The sequence below is a fragment of the Amycolatopsis umgeniensis genome (genome assembly GCF_014205155.1).
In the GTDB taxonomy this organism is placed as follows: domain Bacteria; phylum Actinomycetota; class Actinomycetes; order Mycobacteriales; family Pseudonocardiaceae; genus Amycolatopsis; species Amycolatopsis umgeniensis.
Genome location: NZ_JACHMX010000001.1, coordinates 8,918,892 through 8,934,976, shown reverse-complemented (window position 1 = coordinate 8,934,976; position 16,085 = coordinate 8,918,892). Strand labels below are relative to the sequence as shown.

The window sequence follows — 16,085 nt, the reverse complement described above, 5'->3', positions numbered from 1 at the left end:
TCAGGTGACGTCGTCGGTGCTGGTCCGCTTGCCGTTCGTGGCGGCGGAGGGCTCCTCGTCGATCGTGCTCGGCGTGTAGTCGAACGGCGCGGCCTCATCGTCGTCGAGCTTGTCCCAGCCCTCGGTGCCGCGTTCCTTGTCGAGCTTGCGATCGTGGAAACGCGCGATCTGGATGGACATCTCCAGCAGCACGATCAGCGCACCCGCCAAGGCGATCATCGAGAACGGGTCCGAACCGGGCGTCGCGAACGCGGCGAAGACGAACACCACCATGATCAGGCCGCGGCGCCACTTCTTCAGCATCTGGTACTTCAAGACGCCGACACGGTTCAGCATCACCACGAACAGCGGGAGTTCGAAGCTGACGCCGAAGATCAGCAGCAGCGACAGGATGAACGAGATGTACTTGTCACCGGTGAGGGCGGTGATGAACTGGTCGCCACCGAAGTTCATCAGCAGCTCGAGAGCGTGCGGGATGAGCAGGTACGCGAGCACGGCGCCGGTGGCGAAGAGGATCGACGCGAAGAAGACGAAGGTGAGCGCGTACTTGCGCTCCTTCGAGTAGAGACCGGGCGCGATGAACGCCCAGACCTGGTAGAGCCACAGCGGCGCGAGCAGCACCGCGCCCGCGGCGAGGCCGACCTTCAGCTGGATCATGAAGGCTTCGAACGGGACCGTCTGGAGCAGCTGACACGGACCGTGCTCGGTGCCTCCGAGCCTGCGCTGATACGGAATGCCGCAATACGGGCCGGTCATGATCTCACCCAGCGACGGGATCGGGCCCACCTTGGTCTGGAACCAGAGGAAACCGATGATCCCGCCGGCAAGGATGGCGAGCAACGCGAAGCCCAGGCGGCGCCGGAACTCGTAGATGTGCTCGATGAGCGTCATCGTGCCGTCGGGATTGCTCCGACGGCTGCGCTTGCGCCGCGGCGTACCGCGGCGCTCCTCACCGGGGGCGGAATCCGCCACTGGACAGTCCGTTCTCGTCAGGGTCCACCATGAGCGCGCCGTGCTTTCGACGCGCTCATCCGCGAACAGGCTCCGCTGGTCTGGCTACAAACTGCTTGCCGAGACCGCTCAGCTGGCGTTCTTCTGCGCCTGCTCGGCCGGTGCGGGCGTGGGAGCCTGCTGCTTCTTGAGCTCGTCGAGCTGACGCTGAAGGTCGGCGACCTGCTTGTCCTGCGCCGTCGACGCGGCGGGCGCGGGCGTGGTGGCCTGCGGCAGCTGCTTGGTCTCGACCTCTTCGGTCTCGGCGGCCTTGTCCTTGTCCCCGGCCATGTCCTTGGTCTCGGCCTTGAAGATCTTCATGGACTTGCCGATGGACCGCGCGGCGTCCGGAAGCCTCTTGGCGCCGAACAGCAGAACAACGACGAGCACCAGGATGATGATGTGCCACGGCTGCAGCGCGTTCATCGTTTGCGGCCTCCTTCTCGAGTCTCTGGGTGAGATGTTACCGGTCTTCGAGCCCACGTCGTTGCGCGATCGCCACGCGGAGCGCGGCCGACCGGGCGCGGAGCAGCCCTGTCCGTTTTCGGGTGTTCGTAGCCACCATGCTCATCGTATGGGTGAGCACGCGCAAGACTCTGCGTAATTTGATGAGCAGAACAAAGAGCAGGATCAGCCCGGCGACGGCGAGCACGATGCTCGGCAGGTACGACACGGCGTCACCCTACTGCTCGTAGGTTGACGTTAGGTGACGAGCCCGCGCCAGCGCGTCGGCCGCGCGTCGACGAACAGCCTCCGCGAGCACGGCGGGGCTTTCGACCTGCGCGTCTCCACCCAGACCGAGGATCAGCCGGACCATCCACGACTCGTCGGCGTACCGCATCCGGATCCGCAGGCGGCCGCCGTCGAGCTCGGCGAGTTCCTCGCAGGGGTAGTACTCGGCTACCCAGCGTGTGTCCGGGTCGAGCACGAGAACGGCTTCCTGCTGATCGGGACGCGGGCGGAAGACTCCGTCGGAAATGTCGGTCGGCCGGGCGTGTGCGGGCGGGACGGCCGGCTCGTCGAGCACCGTCAGCTCGTCGATGCGGTCGAGCCGGAACAGCCGGACGTCCTCGGCGCGGCGGCACCACGCTTCGAGGTAGCCGACGGCCTGGACGATCAGCAGCCGCATGGGGTCGACGGTGCGTTCGGTGATCTCGTCCTTCGACGCGGTGTAGTACCGGATCCGCAACGCGCGCTTCGCGGTGAGAGCGGCTCGGACGGCTTCGCGGGTGCCGGCGGTCTTCTTGCCTTCCCGCACTCCCCCTCCGACGACGATCCCCGACGGCTGAGCCTGTCCCGCGGCGGCCTCGATCTTCGCGATGGCACGGCGGACGGCGTCGGCGTCGAGTACGCCGGGTGTCTCGGCGAGTGCCCGCAGCGCGACCAGCATGGCCGTCGCCTCGCCGCCGGTGAGCCGCAGCGGGCGGTTCATTCCCGCGTCGTGCGTGACGACGATCGTGTCGCCCTCGAAGGAGAGGTCGATCAGGTCGCCGGGGCCGTAGCCGGGCAGCCCGCACATCCAGAGCAGTTCGAGATCCTTGCGCAGCTGCTTGGGCGTGACGTCGAAGTCGTGGGCGGCGTCGGTGATCTTGATACCGGGCCGGGCGAGCAGGTACGGCACGAGCGCGAGCAGGCGCGGCATCCGTCCGGTGGCGCTCATCGAGCACCGCCCGCGTGCGCGATGGCCTCGAGGCGGCTGAAAACCGACTTCGCGAGGACCTCGGGTTCGAGGACCAGGATGTCCGGGCCGTGGGCGGTGAGCCAGTCGGCGGCGGATTCGGGGTAGTACAGCTCGATCTCCACGAGGTCGCCTTCTTCTCCCCCGGCGTCGCTGCGGCCGACCACGCGGCCGCGGCGGCGGACCCCGGCGGCCCGGCCGTCGGCGACCCAGACGCTGGCCGTGGTCGGCGCGGACGGGTCCTCACTGCTGCTGGCCGAAACCATCTGCAGCAGGTTGACCCCTTCCGGGCGGTCGACGACGCCGCAAGCGCCGAAGGCCGCGACCTTCCCTGTCACGCGCGAGAGGCGGAAGCAGCGGGACGCGCCGCGGTCCCTGTCGTGCCCGACGACGTACCAGCGGCCTCGCCAGGACACCACGCCCCACGGTTCGAGCGTGCGGATCTTGCGTTCGGCCGAACCGCTGCGCCGGTACTCGAAGCGCACCGCCTGCCCGGCTTGGACGGCGGCGAGCAGCGGGCCGAACGCCGGTTCGGCGCGGACGCGGGGCTCGACGACGGTCGGGGCGTGGTCGTCGACCTCGACCCCGGCGGCACGGAGCTTCACCAGCGCGCCCTGCGCTTCACCGGTCAGCTCCGGTGAATCCCAGAGCCGGACGGCGAGGCCGACCGCGGTCGCTTCGTCGGGCGCCAGGTCGATTTCGCCGAGTTCGTAGTCGCGGCGCGCGATCCGGTAGCCGTCGATCGCGTCGAACGCGGAGTTGCGGCCGGTCTCCAGCGGGATGCCGAGTTCGCGCAGTTCGGTCTTGTCGCGCTCGAACATGCGGAAGTAGGCCTCGTCGCTGGCCGCGTCGGCGTACCCGGGCACGATGCCCCGGATCCGCTCGGCGGTGAGGTACTGCCGGGTGGACAGGAGGGCCAGAACCAGGTTGACCAATCGTTCGGCGCGTGCGGTGGACACCCGGCTACCCTAGCCCGCGCCGTCCGACCCGATGGTGAGAGCCGCCGATCGCGCGTCATAACGATCCCTGGCGGTCTCGACCTCGTCGAACCGTGTCTCCGCCCAGTCCTTGATCCCCGCCACCAGCTGCCGCAGGCTCAAGCCCAGATCGGTCAATTCGTAGTCCACGCGGACCGGTACGCAAGCGGTGACGGTGCGGGTCAGCAGGCCGTCCCGTTCCAGGGTCCGCAGGGTCTGCGTGAGCATCTTCTGGCTGACACCGGCGATCCTGCGCGAGAGGTCGCTGTAGCGCTGGGGACCGTCGCCGAGGGCGACGAGGACGAGACTGACCCATTTGCCCGAGACCTCGTCGAGCAGCTTCCGGGCCGGGCAGGCCGCGAGGTAGGCGTCATAGGCCCGTTTTTCCTCGGCTCGCCGCTCCTGTGCCGTGCGCGTGACCACGGTCGCCGTACCTCCGCGTGGGTTGGGCACCTCGAGGTGCGTACTTCCCGATGGAGAGTAACTCCCCATACGTTCGCGGTGAACGACCCCTTGGAGGAGAACGATGCGCGCAGTGGTGGTCCGCCGGTTCGGCGGCCCGGAGGTCCTGGACTTCGCCGAGATCCCGGTGCCGGAACCGGGAACCGGTCAGGTGCGGGTGAAGGTGGCCGCGGCCGGGGTCAACCCGGTCGACGCGGCGACCCGGTCGGGTTTCCTGACCGAGGCGGGGATCATCCCGCCGCGCGAAGTGCTCGGGATCGGCTGGGACGTGGCCGGGACGGTCGACGCGGTGGGCGCCGGGGTCGCCGGATTCGCCATCGGCGACGCCGTGATCGGCCTGCGGGACCGGCCTTCGGCCGCGCTCGGCACTTACGCCGAGTTCGTCGTACTCGATGCCGCCGCGATCGCCGCCGCCCCGCGGACGGTGTCCACTGTGGAGGCCGCGACCCTGCCACTGAACGGCCTCACCGCCGCGCAGGCCCTCGACTTGCTCGATCTGCCGCCGGGAGCGACGGTCCTGGTGACCGGTGCGGCGGGCGCTGTCGGCGGCTTCGCGGTCGCGTTGGCCAAGGCCCGCGGCTTCCGCGTGGTCGCGGTCGCCGGTTCCGCTGACGAGGCGCTGGTTCGCGGCTTCGGCGCGGAGGTTTTCATCCCTCGCGGGGATTTCGTCGCCGACCGTGTGCGAGCGCAGATCCCCGGCGGCGTCGATGCGGCCCTCGACACGGCGCTGCTCGGGCTCGAAGCTCTCGACGCCGTGGCGAGCCGTGGACGGTTCGTCGTGTTCGCGGCCGGAGCGGCCCCGATCCCCTTGCGCGGCATCAGGGTCGAGCACGTCTGGATCCGCGCGGACGGTGTCGCGCTGGCAGATCTGGCGAACCTCGTCGATGATGGCGTGCTCGCTCTCAGGGTCACCGACACGGTGCCCCTGAAGGACGCGATCGCGGCGCATGAGCGCCTGGCGGCGGGCGGACTCCGCGGACGGCTGGTCCTGACCAAAGAATAAGTTGACGCTTAATTAAGCACTCGGTTATCTTCGCATTATGGACAACCAGGAGACCCGGCTCGAACTCCGGCGCGAGTACCCGGACCCGATCGAAGACGTCTGGTCGGCGCTCACCGAATCCGACCGCACGGCGCGCTGGATCGGCCCGTGGACAGGCGAAGCCGGAGTCGGCAACACGATCATGCTGTCGATGACCGCCGAGGAGGGCTCCGAACCGAGCCGCGCCGTCATCCGCGAATGCGACCCACCGAAACGCCTGGTCATGGATCTGCAGAACACCGAGGAGCCGACCTGGCGGGTGGAGCTGACCCTCACCGCGCAGGGCGACAAGACGGTGCTCGATTTCGTGCATCTGTTGCCCAAGACCGATTGGGACACCTCGGACATCCTCAAGGGCTGGCACTTCTACCTCGACCGGCTCGGCGCCTCCCTCGTCGGCGAACCCGTGCCCGAGTGGGACACGTACACGGCGCCTAGTTTGGAGGCATGAACGATCGAGTACTGCTGATCACCGGCGCCTCCCGCGGTCTCGGCGAGGCCACCGCGCGCCGGGCCGCGGCGGCCGGATTCCGGCTGGCGTTGCTGTCCCGCGACCGCGAGGCGCTGCTCCCCCTCGTCGCCGAGTTCGGCGAGGAGCGCGCCCTCGCGCTCGCCGTGGACGTCACCGACTGGGAGTCGCTCTCCTCCGCCGTGGAGACGGTGAAAACGACCTTCGGCCGCCTGGACGCGGTGTTCGCCAACGCGGGACAGAGCGTCGTGGTCTCGTTCTTCGGCGACGGCGGCGCGGACCCCGAGCAGTGGCGGGACATGGTGCTGACCAACGTCTACGGCACCGCTCTCACTGCGCGGGCGACCCTGCCGTCACTGGCGGAATCGAAGGGGCACCTCGTGCTGACGGGTTCGGTCGCCGGGCGCTATCACCGGCCCGGGAACCTCTATTCGGCGACGAAATGGGCGGTGACCGGGCTCGCCGGTTCCATTCGCGAGGAGGCCATCGGCACCGGTGTCCGCGTGACCGTGGTCCAGCCGGGGCTGGTCGACACCTCGATGATCCCCGAGGACTCGAAGTCCAAGCCGAAACTGGAACCCGACGACATCGCGAGGGCGGTGCTCTACGCGCTGGAGCAACCGCCCTCGGTCGACGTCAACGAGATCGTGGTCCGGCCGACCGGGCAGGTCCGCTAACTCGGCAGCAGCGCTTCGGCCAGCCGCCGCCAGTGCGGCATGGCCGATTCACCGGGTCCGACACCGAGGACCTGGATCCCGACGTGATCGGCGCCGGCGTCGAGATGTCCGCGCAGTTTCGTGGCGACGGTGTCGAGGTCACCCCAGAACACGAGATCGTCGACGAGCCTGTCGCTGCCGCGGCCACCGTCGATGTCGGCCTCGGTGTAGCCGAGGCGGCGATACTTGGCGACGTTGTATTCCGACGTGAGGTACACGTGCAGGTGCCCGCGGGCGATCTCGCGGGCCTTGCCCGGATCGGTTTCGAACAGGACGGCGTGTTCGACGCCGAGGAAGGCCTTGTCCCCCAGCACTTCCCTCGCCTGGGCGGTATGCGGCACCGTCACGTGATAGGTGTGCGCGCCCTCGGACCGGTCGCGGGCCAGTCCGAGCATCTTCGGCCCGTACGCGGCCAGCAGCCGCCGCATCGGGGCGGCGGGCAACGGGTTGGCGCTGGTGATCGCGTCCAGTTCGTCGAGGTAGTCACCCATCGCTTCCAGCGGTTTGATGCCGGGACGCGCACCGCCGAAGCCGAGTCCCAGTACATGCCTGTCCGGGAAGGCGTCGGCGAGCAGGAGTGCCGCGCCGTGGGTCCAGCGCGATCCACGGGAGTCGATACGCGCGATCCCGTTGACGACGGAGATCCGTTCGGTGGACGCCAGCAGGAATCCGGCGTGGGTCAGCGCTTCCCGGCCGTCCCGCTCCGGGATCCAGATCGCGGGCCAGCCCAGCTCTTCCAGTTCCCGCACCGAATCCCGCAGCATGCTCGCGGGCTGGTCTTCGAAGTCGAACGTCCAGATCCCGAAACGCCCCAGTTCCATCTGTCTCTCCTCAGGTCGAGTCTTACATATCGAAGTATCGCAGATTTTCGATATGTTATTCCCGAGAGGCTCAGATGGACCGTCCGAGCAGGTCGACGAGCTGCGCGATCCGCTGCTCGTCACGCCGGTAGTGCGTCCACTTCCCCACCCTGGTGGACTGGACGAGCCCGGCGCGCTGCAGCAGCGCCATGTACGCGGACACCGTGGACTGCGCGAGCCCGAGCTTCGCCTGGAGATGGCTGACGCAGACGCCGACCTCGTTCTGGTCGGCGATCGCCCGCTCCGGCGGGAAATGCCGGTCCGGTTCGCGCAGCCAGCCGAGCACCTGGAGCCGGATCGGATTGGCGAGCGCCTTCAGCACCTCGACCAGATGCTCGGTGTCCTGGACGGGTTCAGCGTGTGCGGTCATGGTCCTTCGAGCTTAAACCCCGCTGAGCCTCGCGGCCCGCCCCTTGGCCCCGCTCGCCCAGCAAGCGCCTCGCGCGCAATCGACCGAGTCGAGGGATCCGGTGTCGAAGGCCTTCCAGTGCCGTCCGCCGTCGGGGCTCACATCGCTCCCGCCCGGGCCGACGGCGATGACGGTGTTCCCGAGCCACGCCAGGCCGGAGCGATAGCCGACGGGGGCTTCCGACGGTGTCCGCCAGGTGCGTCCCTTGTCCGCGCTGAGCGCGACCGCGGGGCCGGGCGCGTTCGGCGCCGCGTAGTCGCCGCCGATGGCCACGCCGTGCCGCGGATCCCGGAACGTCACCGAGAAGACCCCGGCGGAAGCACCACTGGGCAACGGAGTGTCGGCGGCTTCCCAGGTCCGCCCGCCATCGCCGGAATGCAGGACGCGCGCGCTAGCCCCGCCGCCGGTGGCGATCCAGGCGTCGCGCGGACCCGACGTGGTGAGGCACTGGCCGCTGGCGGCGAAACCGAACTCGCCGTCGAGCGCGGGGACCATCCCCTCGGCGGGCACGGGCGCCCAGCTGCGGCCGCCGTCCGAAGTGGACTGCAACCGGAACTTGCCGTCCACCGGGTCGCTCATCGCGAGACCACGCCGGTGGTCGAAGAACGCGACGCAGTCGTAGAAGGCGGCCGGGTCACTGTTCTGGAAGGACAGTCGCCAGCTCTTCCCACCGTCGTCGGTGCGGTAGATCCGGGACGCGTCACCGGGCCCGATGGACAAGGCGACCGCGTGGTCGGCGTCGAAGGCCTCGATGTCACGGAAGTCGAGCGCTTCGGTGCCGGCCGGGGCGACCTGCTTCCAAGTGCGGCCGCGGTCGGTGGTGCGCAGGATGGTGCCCCTGCTGCCGCTGACCCACGCCGTGCGCGAATCCACCGCGGAAAGCCCGCGCAACTGCGCGTCCGTTCCCGTCGGGGTCTCCGTCCACGTCGGCTCGGGGCACTCCGGTGCGGCGTGGGCGACGCCGGTGAACACCATCGGGACGACCGCACCCAGCAAGACCAGCAACGCACGGCGCATCGGCGCACCTCTCCCTCGGTCGAAAATCGCGCGGGCCACCCTAGCGTGGCTGACTGCGACCTGGCGAGACCCGCGTCAGCCAGACTCCCGCGAAAGATGCCTCTGCACCTTCTCGACGGTCGGGAAGAGCAAGCGGTGGGCGACGACGAGGTTGACGATCGTCAGAATCGTGGCGAGCACCGGCAGGAGTGTGTACATCACGATGCCGGGGGTGAATTCAAGGCGATCTTTCGCCTCGTATCGACCGGAACCCGCAACCCCCGAGACATAAAAGATCAAGAAGACCACCGTCGTGAAAAATGCTCCACCGAACATTCCCGCTTCGATGCCACGCAGAAGGATGGCCGTCTTGGTCTCGACGGCACCTGTCCTCACAGAGAACCGCGACAGCATCATGCCAACGCCGGAGAGGAGGAGGAAGGCAGCAGTCAGTGTCGCCATTCCCATGGTGAGGACATTGGCCCCATCAGTCGAAGTAGGAAGAATCCTTCCTTCTATCTGTATCACGACAATGAGCACCAGGCCGACAGCGCTTGTCCCCATCCCGAGACTGGTGGCGATTTCGCGAATGGTTCTGATCATGCCTGGTGGCAGCCACCGGTAAGGCTCCGTCGGCCAGACGGTCGGATATGTCACGACTGCCGCTTCCAGTCCGTCGAATGCGACATCGATTCCGTGTTGGTCCTGGGCCAGGTGTTCCCCAGCGCAGTGACCTTGTCCAGAATCGCGGCCTGTTCCACACCGATGCTGTTGGTAAGCGAATCAACCGCACTGATGGTGGTGAAGATCGAGGCGATACCCGCGCCGATCACTCCGATCAGAATGACGACCGCAGCCGGAATTCCGACCACGGAGATGGCACTGACAACGGCAGCGGCGGTAGCGATCGCCAGCCCCGCGAGGGTTCCGTATATCTGGATCCAGAAGCTCTCGAGACCGTTGGCGAGGTTGACGAGCGAGTTCCGGATCTGCAATCCCAGATCCTTGAGCGAGTTCAGTCCCGCGACTTGAGCGGGCACGGTGGCCTTGTAGGTCTCGGCGGCCTTGCCGCTCCATTCGATGTTCGTCTGGAGCTTGTCGAGGGATACCGAACCGGCGATCTCGCCGATGCTGTTACCGATCCGCTCCGACCACTCGGCCGCCACTTGCCTCAGCTTGGCGGGATCTCCTCGATCCGTGGCGAACCTCTTGCTCGCGTCCCACAGCTCGGTCACTTTCTGGTTGAGCTCGTTCATGACCCGGCGGATGGGTTCGATCAAATCCGAGAGGACGCCGGGCACCCAGCTCATCACGCTGTTCACCTGGTCGAACAACTCGCGGATCTTGTCTTCGATTTCACGAAGCTTTTCCATCGACTGATCGATGACCGGATTCACTCCAGCGGCCGTCATGGCGGATTCCCCTCGCTTCGGTCACTGGCCGCGGCCGGCGCGGTCGATGTCGAGCGCATGCTGGTCTTCGTCGTGTGCGTACCGATCGGCAGCCGTGCGCAAACTGGAAGACAATGCGCGGAAGTTGCTCCCAGCCTGGTCGATCATGTCCTGGATGAGTGCGCGGGCCTGGTTGTATTGCTTGTCGAGACCCTTCGCCGCCGCGTAGGACATGACGTCCCGTGGTGTCAGACCCAAGGGATCGATCGCGGCCCGAGGAGGAGCGAGACCGTCCGCGGCAGCGTCCCATAAGTCCGCATCCGAGCGAAGCGCGTCCAGCGCCAGCGCGATGTCGTAAGCGTCCGCCATCAGACCTGCTCCCCATCGACCGACGGTTCGAGGCCGACACGGCGCGCCATCCGGTGCGGGTCGAAGAGCATTCCCATGATCTCGGCGATCGCGGGGCCTTGTGGACCATCGGCGAGACCCGGTGGAGTACTCGCCTTGCGAAGCTGACGAAGCACGTCGAGTATTTCGCTCTCGATCTCGCCCGTCCGCACCTGCGCCAACCACGACGGGTCGATCTCCATGGCGACGATCTGCCCATTGGTCATCTCGCCGCGGACATGGCCACCGCCGCTCTCAACGGTGATGCGGCGATTGACGACCGTGGCGGCTCGCTGGGTGAACTTCGCCAACTCGGCGGTCGCGGCTTCCACGAGCCGAAGCATGTCTTGGGTACTGAGCCGCGACTCGTCAGCGGCGGACGCGGGTGTCGCGCCGAAGGTGGGCATGGCAGGCGGATTGCCGGCGACATCATCCACCTGCCGCCCCAAAGCGGCGATGGTGGCGGCGTTCGCCGCCCCGGCCACGGCACGGTGCAACCCACGCGGGTCGACCGACTGTTTCCACTCCTGCTCGAGGACCACTGAGAGGACGTCGGCGTTCGGTGACACGACCACGGTGACGACACCGTCCTGATCCTGCCCGCTGATCCGGTCCTCCTCGGGAACCGGCTCAATGGCTGACGACCGTGGTGGATCGTCGTCCTGTTCCAGCTCGGCCTCGAAGGCCCATCGCTCGTCGTCCATCCTCGCCCTCCCCGGCTCAGAACCAACAGCGATCAACACCGTACTCGGAGTGATGGTCGCGTGTCAGCCGGTTCTGAGCCGGGTGTCGATCAGAGCGAGGAGATGAGCCTTTCGACCCGTTCGTCCACCGAGCGGAACGGGTCCTTGCACAGCACTGTCCGCTGCGCCTGGTCGTTCAGCTTGAGGTGCACCCAGTCCACGGTGAAGTCGCGTCCGGCGGCCTGCGCGGCGGCGATGAAGTCACCGCGCAGCTTCGCCCGCGTGGTCTGCGGCGGGGTGTCCTTGGCCAGTTCGATCTCGCCGTCGTCGGTCACCCGGCGCACGAGACCCTTGCGCTGCAGCAGGTCGAAGATCCCGCGGCCGCGCCGGATGTCGTGATAGGCCAGGTCGAGCTGCGCGATCCGCGGGCTCGACAGGTCGAGGTCGTGCTTGGCGCGGTAACGCTCGACCAGCCGGTGCTTGATCGCCCAGTCGATCTCGGTGTCGATCTTGCTGAAGTCCTGCTGCTCCACCGCCTCCAGCGCCCGGCCCCACAGCTCGACGACGCGCTCGGACTGCGGCGAGGAACCGGTCTCCTTGACGTGCTGGACGGCGCGGGCGTGGTACTCCCGCTGGATGTCCAGCGCGGACGCCTCACGACCGCCGGCGAGCCGCACCTGGCGGCGGCCGGTGAGGTCGTGGCTGATCTCTCGGATGGCCCTTATCGGGTTGTCCAGCGTGAAGTCGCGGAACTGGACGCCCGCCTCGATCATCTCCAGCACCAGGTTCGCCGATCCGACCTTGAGCAGCGTGGTCGGTTCGGCCATGTTGGAGTCGCCGACGATCACGTGCAGGCGCCGGTAGCGCTCGGCGTCGGCGTGCGGCTCGTCACGGGTGTTGATGATCGGCCGCGAACGCGTCGTCGCGCTGGAGACGCCCTCCCAGATGTGTTCCGCTCGCTGGGAAAGGCAGTACACCGCGCCGCGCGGCGTCTGCAGCACCTTGCCCGCGCCGCAGATCAGCTGCCGGGTCACGAGGAACGGCAGGAGCACGTCGGCGATGCGGGAGAACTCCCCCGCACGGGTCACCAGATAGTTCTCGTGACAGCCGTACGAGTTGCCCGCCGAGTCGGTGTTGTTTTTGAACAGGAAGATGTCGCCGCCGATGCCCTCGTCCGCCAGCCGACGCTCGGCGTCGACCAGGAGGTCCTCGAGGATCCGCTCGCCCGCCTTGTCATGCGTGACCAGCTGGACGAGGTCGTCGCATTCGGCCGTGGCGTACTCGGGGTGAGAGCCCACGTCGAGGTAGAGCCGCGAGCCGTTCGACAGGAAGACGTTCGACGAACGCCCCCAGGACACGACACGCCGAAACAGGTAACGCGCCACTTCGTCCGGGGAGAGCCTGCGTTGCCCGTGAAAGGTGCACGTCACCCCGAACTCGGTCTCGATGCCAAAGATCCGCCGCTGCATCCCACCAGAGTAGGCGGTGAGGACCCACTGACGGTGCGCCGTTCGGGCGGCGACACGCGGTCGGTACGTTGCATTCGGTGAAAGGTGTGCGGGAAGTCCCGATCGGGTATCACGCACATGACATCCCGGCCCGGAAGTGGGGAAACCGTGTTAAAGCAGCTCAAGCGCCCTTTCCGCAAGGTCGGACGGACCGACCGGCGGCTGATGGCAAGGAGCGCGGCACTGCCGAGGACCAGGGCCGACGACGTGATCACGTCGCTCTCCAAAAGTGCGGACAAATCCAAGCTCTGGTGGTGTGTCGCAGTCTTGCTCGCGGCGAAGAAGGGCCCGACACGCCGAGGCGCGCTCCGCGGCGTGGCCGCCATCGCCGGGGCGAGCGCGGCGGCGAACCTGATCGGCAAGCCGTTGTTCCCCCGCCGTCGCCCCGCGGCCGAGGAGGTGCCGATGCACCGGCGCCTCGTCCGGCGCCCGACCTCGTCGTCGTTCCCGTCCGGACACTCGGCGTCGGCGGCCGCCTTCGTCACGGCCGTCGCGATGGAATCGCCCAAGACGGGCGCGGCCCTGGTGCCGCTGGCCGCCGCCGTGGCCTATTCCCGCGTCCACACCGGCGTCCACTGGCCCAGTGATGTCGGCGTGGGGATCAGCATCGGCGTCGGCGCCGGCCTGCTGACGCGGCACTGGTGGCCCTTGAACCCCGACGTCCCCGGCCGCACCGTGCACACCGCCGAGGCGCCCGAAATGCGCGACGGCGAGGACATGCTCGTCCTGGTCAACCCGCATTCCGGAATCGACGGCCAGGACCCGACCGAGGAAGCCCGCTTCGCCTGGCCCAAGGCCACCATCCTGTACCCGGACTCGAAGCGCGACCTGCGCGATCAGCTCTGCGACGAGATCGCCGCCCGCGACAACACCGTGCGCGCCCTCGGCGTCGCCGGCGGAGACGGGACCGTCGCCGCGGTGGCCGCCGTCGCGGCCGACCACGACCTGCCGCTCGCGCTCATCCCGGCGGGCACGCTCAACCACTTCGCCCGCGACGTCGGCATGCGCTCGATGCCCGACGCGGACGCCGCCACCGAAGCGGGCAACGCCGTCGGCGTCGACCTCGGCGAGGTCGAGATCAACGACGACGATGACCACCGTTACTTCGTCAACACCGCCAGCCTCGGCGGATACCCGGAAATGGTGCGGATCAGGGAAAAGCTGCAGAAGCGGCACCCCAAGTGGCCGTCCGCGGCGATCGCGCTCGCCAGGACGCTGCGTCGCGCGAAGCCGCTGGAAGTGACGCTCAACGGCAAGAGCACCAGCATCTGGCTGCTGTTCGTCGGCAACGGCACCTACTCGCCCAAGGGGTTCGCACCGTCGCACCGTCCGGCACTCGACACCGGCCTTCTCGACGTCCGCTACCTGCGAGCGGACCTGCCCTACTCGCGGGCGCGGTTCATTCTCGCCACGATCACGAACAGCCTCAACGCCAGCCACGTGTACCAGGAACTCGACGTCCCGGAACTGCATGTCCGGCTGCTCAACGGCAATCGCCGGGTCGCCACCGACGGCGAGGTCGGACCGCTCGGCAACGACTTCCTCTTCCGGTCGCGGCCGAGCGCGCTCACGATCTACCGGATCTAGGCGGTGCCTCCGGCAGCGCCTAGGCCTCCAGCAGGGCGCTGCCCAGCGGCGTCAGCGAGTGCAGCACGGCGTTGCGGTCGCGTTCGGTGGTGATGAGCCCCGCGCGCCGCAACACCGTCGCGTGCTTGCTGACCGCCGACGGGGTCACGCCCAGCCTGGCCGCCAGCTCCGAAGTGCTGCACCCGACAGCGAGGACGGCCAGCGCCGCCGCCCGGGTCGGCCCGAGCAGGTCCGCCAGGGCGGTGTCCGGCGATCTCCGCACGTCACGGCCGTACGCGGTCGACGGAGCGGCCTGGCGCACCGACGGATACAGCAGCCGGACCGGTGTCTCGGCCGTCGCCGGGACGATCACCGGGCAAACCGCGAAGTAGGTCGGCGAGAGCACCAGCCCGGTGCCGCCCGCGCCGCAGGAACCGACGATCCCGTCGACGACCTCCAGCACCGGGGACGCCCAGCGCACCAGTGGCCGCAGGCTCGTCAGCACCGCGTCCACCCCGTCGTGCACCAACAGCTGTGCCCGCATCCCGTGGTCCGCGTCGACCTGCGCCCGTGCCGGTTCCCAGCCCGGCGCGAGTGACAGGTCGAAGTAGTCCTGCAACGCCTGGACGAGCTTCGGCAGCCCGGCGGTGTCCCCGTCCGGCAAACCCGCCGCCCAGGCGGGCAGCTCCCGGTTCGCCGGGAGGTCCCGCAGCGCCGACTTCAAACACACCGAATCGGTCCGGGCGATCTCCGCGAGCCCCGCCTCCAAACCGCCTTCGTCCGTGTCCGGAACGAGGAACGGCGGGATCGGCGTGTACGGACGGCACAGCCACAGCAGGACCGAAGCCGACTCCCCGAGCCCGAGCCGGACCCGGTGCCGCCATCGGTTGAACAAGGCCGAGCCCGCGTCCCGCCGCTGCAGGATCTGCAAACTGGAAACCAACTCGGCCAAAGGATCGGCTTCGGACGCGAGCCGGACGCGCGTCAGGTCCTGCAACGTCAGCTCGATACGCACGGATGTCCTCGCCTTGATCCGGGTCTTCGCCGTGAAATCGTGAGCCAGCCCATTCCGTTACATCGCTGAACTGCCTTTTTGCCGCTGCCGGAAATCTCCTCGACGGCCGTGGTTCAGACCTGAATGATGTTCACAGAAGGTCCGCTTCTCGGGGGTTTACGCGGAACCTTCCACGAGGGGGAATCACCGGCAGGCCCAAAGGCCGCGTTCGTCGCGGCTCGACGACGCCTGTCGCTCCCCTTCACCTCACTGGGAGAAAACGCTTTCCACAAAGGGGAAAGAAAATGACCAAAATGAAGCGCCTGGCGGTAATCATCGCCGCCGCGGCCGGTGTCCTGACCCTGGCCACCGCGCCCGCCGCAACCGCGGCCCCGCAGCCTCACGGCGACGGATTCAAGACCGTCACCGTGAACGGCTTCAAGCTCATCCCCGTCAAGCGCACCTCGACCGGCGCGCGCACTCAGGCGGCCGGTGTCGCCGACGCGGACATGTTCCTCATCCCGTCCGGACTGGACGCGAACAAGTGCTGGGACGCCGACCTGGGCACCCTCAACCGCAACGGCACCAAGATGCAGGTCTGGGACTGCAACTTCGACGCGGACCACCAGGCGTTCTACATCACCGACAACCCCGAGGGCTTCACCCGCTTCCAGAACGTAGCCAGCGGCCGCTACCTGGACGCGGACCTCGGCACCATCAACAACAACGGCACCATCGTCCAGCTGTGGGACTACATTCCCGGTGCCAAGAACCAGTGGTGGGGCGGCACCGTCAACCCCGAGGGCTACGTCCGGTTCCAGAGCCCGAGCAGCGGCCGCTACCTGACCGCGGAGGGCAACTCGGCCTCCAACGGCACGCGGCTCCAGCTGTGGAGCTTCATCGCCGGCGGCCGCAGCCAGTGGTGGGGCACCGGCCCGGCCTGACATCAGACCGGCG

The 16,085-nt window shown here is 68.1% G+C and carries 20 protein-coding genes; 5 read left to right on the top strand and 15 right to left on the bottom strand.

From position 1 onward, the window contains the following. From tatC to HDA45_RS40705, 6 genes are all read right to left on the bottom strand, one after another. The gene (gene tatC / locus HDA45_RS40730; protein WP_184904704.1) at positions 1 to 972 is read right to left on the bottom strand and encodes a twin-arginine translocase subunit TatC; all 972 of its coding nucleotides are present in this window, start codon (positions 970 to 972) and stop codon (positions 1 to 3) included. Positions 973 to 1,080: 108 nt separating this feature from the next. Beyond that, positions 1,081 to 1,416: a Sec-independent protein translocase subunit TatA gene (tatA, locus tag HDA45_RS40725; RefSeq protein WP_101607697.1), complete on the bottom strand. Its 336-nt coding sequence runs from the start codon at positions 1,414 to 1,416 to the stop codon at positions 1,081 to 1,083. A 37-nt stretch (positions 1,417 to 1,453) separates the two neighbouring features. Next, a complete protein-coding gene (locus tag HDA45_RS40720; protein WP_093936082.1) occupies positions 1,454 to 1,663 on the bottom strand; it encodes a bacteriophage holin in 210 nt (69 codons plus the stop codon). Between the two features lie 9 nt (positions 1,664 to 1,672). Beyond that, a complete protein-coding gene (locus HDA45_RS40715) occupies positions 1,673 to 2,650 on the bottom strand; it encodes a helix-turn-helix transcriptional regulator (RefSeq protein WP_184904702.1) in 978 nt (325 codons plus the stop codon). Then, a complete protein-coding gene (locus HDA45_RS40710; protein ID WP_184904700.1) occupies positions 2,647 to 3,627 on the bottom strand; it encodes a WYL domain-containing protein in 981 nt (326 codons plus the stop codon). Before HDA45_RS40710 ends, HDA45_RS40715 begins: the two co-directional genes overlap by 4 nt. Before the next feature lie 9 nt (positions 3,628 to 3,636). Next, complete coding sequence (locus tag HDA45_RS40705) at positions 3,637 to 4,068, bottom strand: winged helix-turn-helix transcriptional regulator (protein ID WP_184906539.1); 432 nt, start codon at positions 4,066 to 4,068, stop codon at positions 3,637 to 3,639. Positions 4,069 to 4,171: 103 nt separating this feature from the next. On the opposite strand from HDA45_RS40705, the gene HDA45_RS40700 reads away from it, so the two are divergent. Genes HDA45_RS40700 through HDA45_RS40690 form a run of 3 tightly spaced genes read left to right on the top strand, consistent with a single transcriptional unit; the run spans position 4,172 to position 6,295 of the window. Further along, complete coding sequence (locus tag HDA45_RS40700) at positions 4,172 to 5,110, top strand: NADP-dependent oxidoreductase (RefSeq protein WP_184904698.1); 939 nt, start codon at positions 4,172 to 4,174, stop codon at positions 5,108 to 5,110. Positions 5,111 to 5,147: 37 nt separating this feature from the next. Continuing rightward, complete coding sequence (locus HDA45_RS40695) at positions 5,148 to 5,600, top strand: SRPBCC family protein (RefSeq protein WP_184904696.1); 453 nt, start codon at positions 5,148 to 5,150, stop codon at positions 5,598 to 5,600. Further along, positions 5,597 to 6,295 (top strand): SDR family oxidoreductase, encoded by a 699-nt coding sequence (locus HDA45_RS40690; protein ID WP_184904694.1) that lies wholly within the window; start codon positions 5,597 to 5,599, stop codon positions 6,293 to 6,295. Before HDA45_RS40695 ends, HDA45_RS40690 begins: the two co-directional genes overlap by 4 nt. On the opposite strand, the gene HDA45_RS40685 is transcribed toward HDA45_RS40690, so the two are convergent. The 8 genes from HDA45_RS40685 to pafA form a co-directional block, all read right to left on the bottom strand. Continuing rightward, a complete protein-coding gene (locus HDA45_RS40685) occupies positions 6,292 to 7,155 on the bottom strand; it encodes a TIGR03620 family F420-dependent LLM class oxidoreductase (protein ID WP_184904692.1) in 864 nt (287 codons plus the stop codon). The two genes, HDA45_RS40690 and HDA45_RS40685, sit on opposite strands and share 4 nt — an antisense overlap. Positions 7,156 to 7,225: 70 nt before the next feature. Next, the gene (locus HDA45_RS40680; protein ID WP_184904690.1) at positions 7,226 to 7,564 is read right to left on the bottom strand and encodes an ArsR/SmtB family transcription factor; all 339 of its coding nucleotides are present in this window, start codon (positions 7,562 to 7,564) and stop codon (positions 7,226 to 7,228) included. 12 nt (positions 7,565 to 7,576) lie between these two features. Beyond that, a complete protein-coding gene (locus tag HDA45_RS40675; RefSeq protein ID WP_184904688.1) occupies positions 7,577 to 8,620 on the bottom strand; it encodes a WD40/YVTN/BNR-like repeat-containing protein in 1,044 nt (347 codons plus the stop codon). 75 nt (positions 8,621 to 8,695) lie between these two features. Next, a complete protein-coding gene (locus tag HDA45_RS40670; protein ID WP_343072267.1) occupies positions 8,696 to 9,256 on the bottom strand; it encodes a hypothetical protein in 561 nt (186 codons plus the stop codon). Then, on the bottom strand, positions 9,253 to 10,011 hold the full coding sequence (locus tag HDA45_RS40665; protein ID WP_184904686.1) for a hypothetical protein: 759 nt from the start codon (positions 10,009 to 10,011) through the stop codon (positions 9,253 to 9,255). Before HDA45_RS40665 ends, HDA45_RS40670 begins: the two co-directional genes overlap by 4 nt. A gap of 21 nt (positions 10,012 to 10,032) precedes the next feature. Continuing rightward, on the bottom strand, positions 10,033 to 10,359 hold the full coding sequence (locus tag HDA45_RS40660) for a hypothetical protein (RefSeq protein ID WP_184904684.1): 327 nt from the start codon (positions 10,357 to 10,359) through the stop codon (positions 10,033 to 10,035). Further along, positions 10,359 to 11,081 (bottom strand): YbaB/EbfC family nucleoid-associated protein, encoded by a 723-nt coding sequence (locus tag HDA45_RS40655; RefSeq protein WP_184904682.1) that lies wholly within the window; start codon positions 11,079 to 11,081, stop codon positions 10,359 to 10,361. The genes HDA45_RS40660 and HDA45_RS40655 overlap by 1 nt, the downstream gene beginning before the upstream one ends. A gap of 89 nt (positions 11,082 to 11,170) precedes the next feature. Further along, the gene (pafA, locus tag HDA45_RS40650; protein ID WP_101607686.1) at positions 11,171 to 12,529 is read right to left on the bottom strand and encodes a Pup--protein ligase; all 1,359 of its coding nucleotides are present in this window, start codon (positions 12,527 to 12,529) and stop codon (positions 11,171 to 11,173) included. A 147-nt stretch (positions 12,530 to 12,676) separates the two neighbouring features. Between pafA and HDA45_RS40645 the strand changes: the two genes are divergently transcribed. Further along, positions 12,677 to 14,155 carry a phosphatase PAP2 family protein gene (locus HDA45_RS40645; RefSeq protein WP_184904680.1) on the top strand — a complete coding sequence of 493 codons (1,479 nt, stop codon included), beginning with the start codon at positions 12,677 to 12,679 and terminating at the stop codon, positions 14,153 to 14,155. Between the two features lie 19 nt (positions 14,156 to 14,174). Here HDA45_RS40645 and HDA45_RS40640 read toward each other — a convergent pair whose 3' ends face one another. Further along, entirely contained in the window at positions 14,175 to 15,149 is a 975-nt protein-coding gene (locus HDA45_RS40640) for a MarR family transcriptional regulator (RefSeq protein WP_184904678.1), read from the bottom strand. A gap of 284 nt (positions 15,150 to 15,433) precedes the next feature. On the opposite strand from HDA45_RS40640, the gene HDA45_RS40635 reads away from it, so the two are divergent. Further along, positions 15,434 to 16,072: an RICIN domain-containing protein gene (locus HDA45_RS40635; protein WP_184904676.1), complete on the top strand. Its 639-nt coding sequence runs from the start codon at positions 15,434 to 15,436 to the stop codon at positions 16,070 to 16,072. Positions 16,073 to 16,085: the final 13 nt, after the last annotated feature.